Annotated in this window: 3 protein-coding genes; 1 reads left to right on the top strand and 2 read right to left on the bottom strand. The window is 73.0% G+C overall.

Annotated elements, in window-relative coordinates:
- Together AOK16_RS10760 and AOK16_RS10765 are read right to left on the bottom strand one after the other, a co-directional pair.
- Positions 1-1,123, bottom strand: a 1,123-nt coding sequence (locus AOK16_RS10760) for an ATP-dependent helicase (RefSeq protein ID WP_157859170.1), incomplete at its 3' end; no start/stop codon positions are given.
- A 163-nt stretch (positions 1,124-1,286) separates the two neighbouring features.
- The gene (locus AOK16_RS10765) at positions 1,287-1,670 is read right to left on the bottom strand and encodes an MGMT family protein (protein ID WP_055472027.1); all 384 of its coding nucleotides are present in this window, start codon (positions 1,668-1,670) and stop codon (positions 1,287-1,289) included.
- A 164-nt stretch (positions 1,671-1,834) separates the two neighbouring features.
- Here AOK16_RS10765 and AOK16_RS10770 point away from each other — a divergent pair, with 164 nt between their 5' ends.
- On the top strand, positions 1,835-4,537 hold the full coding sequence (locus AOK16_RS10770) for a lysylphosphatidylglycerol synthase domain-containing protein (RefSeq protein ID WP_079101245.1): 2,703 nt from the start codon (positions 1,835-1,837) through the stop codon (positions 4,535-4,537).
- Positions 4,538-4,715: the final 178 nt, after the last annotated feature.

The following is a 4,715-nucleotide window of genomic DNA, read 5'->3' on the forward strand; positions in this document are numbered from 1 at the left end:
CCCCGTCCCGTACGGCCGCGAGGTCGCGGTGGGCGCGCACCGCCTCGGACGGGAGGCGGGTGAGCGGCATCCGGCGGGTGAGGAGGCGGGTGGCAGCCAGCAGCTTCGCACCGGAGCGGCGGCTGGTGCCCAGGACCTCGACGGGCGCCGGGGTTCCGTCGGCCCGGGGGAAGGCGTGCGGGAAGTCGAGGATGCCGCCCACGTCGGCGCCGCGGAAGGCGTAGATGGACTGGTCCGGGTCGCCGAAGGCGACCAGGGTCCTGCCGCCGCCCGCGAGCGCCTTCAGCAGGCGTACCTGGGCCGCGTCCGTGTCCTGGTACTCGTCGACGAACACCGCGTCGTAGCGGGCCGCCAGCTCCGCCGCGACTTCGGGGCGCGCGGCCAGCAGTACGGCCCGGTGCACCAACTCCGCGTAGTCCAGGGCGCCCTGGTGGTCCAGGATGTCCAGGTACTCGGTGAGGAAGCCGGCAGCCGCCGCCCAGTCCGGCCGCCGCGTCCTGCGGGCGAAGGCGCCCAGCGCCTCCGGACCGAGGCCCAGCTCCCGGCTGCGGGCCAGCACCGCCCGCACCTCGTCGGCGAAGCCGCGCGTGGTCAGGCAGGCCCTCAGCTCGTCCGGCCACGGGACCCCGCCGCGCCCCTCCCGCGCCAGCTCCGCCTGCCCGGCGAGCAGCTCGCGCACTACCAGGTCCTGCTCGGGCCCGGACAACAGCCTGAGGGGGTCGGCGAAGAACTCCGCGTCCTGATGGGCCCGGACGAGGGCGTAGCAGTAGGAGTGGAAGGTGGTCGCCTGCGGCCCGTAGGTGCCCGCGCCGAGCCGGGCCGCCATCCGGTCCCGCAGCTCGACCGCCGCCTTGCGGCTGAAGGTCAGGACGAGGATCCGCTCCGGATCCGTGCCCTTGGAGACCCGTTCCGCGACCGCCTCCACCAAGGTGGTGGACTTGCCCGTGCCCGGTCCGGCGAGGACGAGCAGCGGGCCGCCGGAGTGCTCAACCACTGCCCGCTGGCGTGCGTCCAGAACAGGAGGATCCACCGGCCCCGGCGGGGTGCGCACCAGTCGGTACGCGCCGGTGTCCGACGGTCGTGCCTGCCGGTGCGGCGCGGGTGACTGGATGGAGGAGCTCACGTGGTCGCCGGTCCTGGTGGGTGTGGCGTGTCGGCTGTGGCGCCGGTTGTGCCGTTTGTCGTGCGGGGTGCGAGTGCATGACGCTACGCCCTCGGAATCCCGCTCCGCAGGGGGTCCCGCACTCGCCCCGGATACCCCTATTGGTCACGAATGGCGGAAGCTGTCAGATATGAGTTCGTTCGTCCACGCCACCCCCGCCGCCGTCCCAGCGCGCCCGGGCCATGTCGATCTTCGGCTGATGGCCGGCCGCCGCCCGCGACGCGGTACGCAGCGGCGTGCCCTCGGCGCGGTAGTGATCGAGCGCCCGCCGCTCGTGGCCCGGCAGCAGCGCCCCGTCGGCACGCACGACGCGCCACCACGGCACCGCGCCCCCGTACAGCGCCATGACCCGTCCGACCTGGCGCGGACCGCCCTCGCCGAGCCACTCGGCGACGTCCCCGTACGTCATGACGCGGCCCGGCGGGATCTGCTCGGCGACCTCCAGGACCCGCTCCGCGTACTCCGGCAACTGGTCCGCCGAGGTGCTCTCCGGACTCTTCCGACTCATCCGGCCCATGCTGCCGTACGCCACCGACAGCGCCGGCCCGAACCCGCAGGGGAGCCCGTGCCGACGGCCCCCAGGGCGGGCCTTCCGTTCCGCCCGCCCCCGAAATGCACCCTGATGCCCTCCTCGGGGGCCCGGTCGTGCCACCATCTTCCGGGCGGTGACTGGTGATACGAGATCAGCGAGAGACAGCGGGACAGCAGAGCGCCGAGCCTCCGGAGGAGGCCGGCCCCTCTGACGTGCCGCCGCGCCCGCAGAGCGACGGGGGCAGCGAGGAAGAGGCCCACGCCGACCAGGTCTCCGGGGACGAGCCCCTGCTCCCCGCGCGCGTGCACCGGCCCGCCGACCTCGTACGCGTCCTGCTCGGCCTGCTCGGGATCGGCGTCGTGCTGGTCATCGCGCTCTTCGCGCACGGCACCACCCAGGGCCTGGAACAGGACATCGGCAAGGGCACGGGACAGGCGCCCGACCTGCTGACCAGCTTCGCCGGGTTCGCCTCCAGCGTCGCCATCCTGATCGTGCCCGTCGCCTTCGCGGTCGAGCGGCTGATCAAACGCGACGGGCTGCGCATCGCGGACGGCGTGCTGGCCGCGGTCCTCGCGCACGGCGTCTCGCTCGCCACCGACCTGTGGGTGGCGCAGTCCGCCCCCGAGTCGATCCAGGACGCGCTGACCATGCAGGCGCCCAGCGGTGACATCACCGACCCGGTGCACGGCTATCTGGCGCCCGTCATCGCCTATATGACGGCTGTCGGCATGGCCCGCCGACCACGCTGGCGGGTGATCCTCTGGGCGGTGCTCTCGCTCCAGGTGTTCGCGGTGCTCGTCGGCGGGTTCACGACGCCGTTCTCGATCATCGTGACCATCCTGATCGGCTGGACGGTCGCCTACGGGACGCTCTACACGGTCGGCTCCCCCAATGTGCGGCCCACCGGCCAGAACCTCCTCGCCGGGCTCCGCCGCGTCGGCTTCAAGCCGGTCAGCGCCCTGCGTGCCGAGGACACCCCCGACGCCGAGAACCAGGAGCGCGGCCGGCGCTACATGGTGACCCTGGAGGACGGGCCCCCGCTCGACGTGACCGTCGTCGACCGCGAGCAGCAGGCCCAGGGGTTCTTCTACCGCGTGTGGCGCCGCTTCGCGCTGCGCGGCATCACCCAGCGCCGCAGCCTCCAGTCGCTGCGCCAGGCCCTGGAGCAGGAGGCCCTGCTCGCGTACGCGGCCATCGCCGCCGGCGCCAACGCGCCCAGGCTGATCGCCACCTCCGAGCTCGGCCCGGACGCCGTGATGCTCGTCTACGAGCACACCGGCGGCCGCACCCTGGACTCGCTGCCCGACGAGGAGATCACCGACGGGCTGCTGCGCAACGCCTGGCTCCAGGCGCGGGCGCTCCAGTCGCGGCGCATCGCGCACCGCAGGCTGGTCGGCGACGCGATACTGGTCGACCCCTCCGGCTCGGTCGCCCTGACCGACCTGCGCGGCGGCGAGATCGCGGCCGGCGACCTCGTCCTGCGCATGGACATCGCCCAGCTGCTCACCACGCTCGGGCTGCGGGTCGGCGCGGAGCGCTCGGTGGCCGCGGCGGTCGAGGTCATGGGCCCGGACGCGATCGCCGACAGCCTGCCGCTGCTCCAGCACATCGCGCTCAGCCGGACCACCCGCGCCACGCTGCGGCAGCTCGGCAAGGAGCGGGCGCAGCGCGAGCGTGAGGCGGTTCTGGAGGCCTCCCGCGCCTCCCGCGAGGAGGAGGCCCACCGAGGCGGCGCCAAGGCCGTCTCGGGGCGCAAGGCGTCGCGCGCCGAGCGGAAGGCCGTACGGGCCGAGCGGATCGCCGAGAAGCGGGCCATCGACGAGGCGGTCGAGGAGGCCCGCGAGGAGGACCTGCTGGCGCAGATCCGGCAGCAGGTCCTGCTGATCCGCCCGCAGGCGCCGGTCGAGCCCGCGCGTCTGGAGCGGATCCGGCCCCGGACGCTGGTGAGCTTCATCGCGGGCGCGTTCGCCGCGTACTTCCTGCTGTCCACGCTCACCCACGTCAGCTTCAAGGACGTGATCGCGGAGGCGAACTGGTGGTGGGTCCTGTCCGCGTTCGCCTTCTCCGCCCTCACCTATGTGGCCGCCGCGCTCAACCTGCTCGGCTTCGTGCCCGAGAAGGTGTCCTTCGTACGGACGGTGCTGGCGCAGGTCGCCGGGTCCTTCGTGAAACTGGTCGCGCCCGCGGCGGTCGGCGGTGTGGCGCTCAACACCCGCTTCCTGCAGCGCGCGGGCGTACGCCCAGGGCTCGCGGTGGCCAGCGTCGGCGCCTCCCAACTGGCGGGCCTGGGCGTGCACATCGTGCTGCTGCTGACCTTCGGCTACATCACGGGGACCGAGCGCACCCCCTCGCTGACCCCGTCCCGTACGGTCATCGCCGGGCTGCTGACGGCCGCGGTGCTGGCGCTGATCGTGACGGCCGTGCCGACGCTGCGGAAGTTCGTCTCCACGCGCGTGCGGTCGCTCTTCGCGGGCGTGGTGCCTCGGATGCTCGACATCCTCCAGCGGCCCCAGAAGCTGCTCTCCGGACTCGGCGGGATACTGCTGCTGACCCTGGGCTTCGTGATGTGCCTGGACGCCTCGATCCGGGCCTTCGGCGGCGAGCTGAGCTACGCGAGCATCGCGGTCGTCTTCCTCGCGGGCAACGCGCTGGGGTCCGCGGCACCGACCCCGGGCGGTGTGGGCGCCATCGAGGCCACTCTGACCTTCGGCCTCATCGCGGCCGGGCTGCCCAAGGAGATCGCGACGCCGGCGGTGCTGCTGTTCCGGCTGATGACGTTCTGGCTGCCGGTGCTGCCGGGATGGCTGTCCTTCACGCACCTGACCCGGAAGCAGGCCATCTAGGGCGGGTTCCGGCGGGTCTCTCCGCCATGACCTGGTCGAGTTTCCGGCGGGCCTCTCCGCCGTGACCTGGTCGAGTTGAGGAACGGATCGGCTGTTCTACAGTTCCTAAAGGGCGACCTACAGGACGGGGAACACCGTGTCGGTTCGCGCACGATCCATTCGGGAGGGGTCCATACGG

This window comes from Streptomyces pathocidini (assembly GCF_001418495.1).
In the GTDB taxonomy this organism is placed as follows: Bacteria; Actinomycetota; Actinomycetes; order Streptomycetales; family Streptomycetaceae; genus Streptomyces; species Streptomyces pathocidini.

Coding starts and splice junctions, on each gene's coding strand:
- AOK16_RS10765 (WP_055472027.1), bottom strand. CDS start 1,670: ATGAGTCGGAAGAGTCCGGAGAGCACCTCGGCGGACCAGTTGCCGGAG.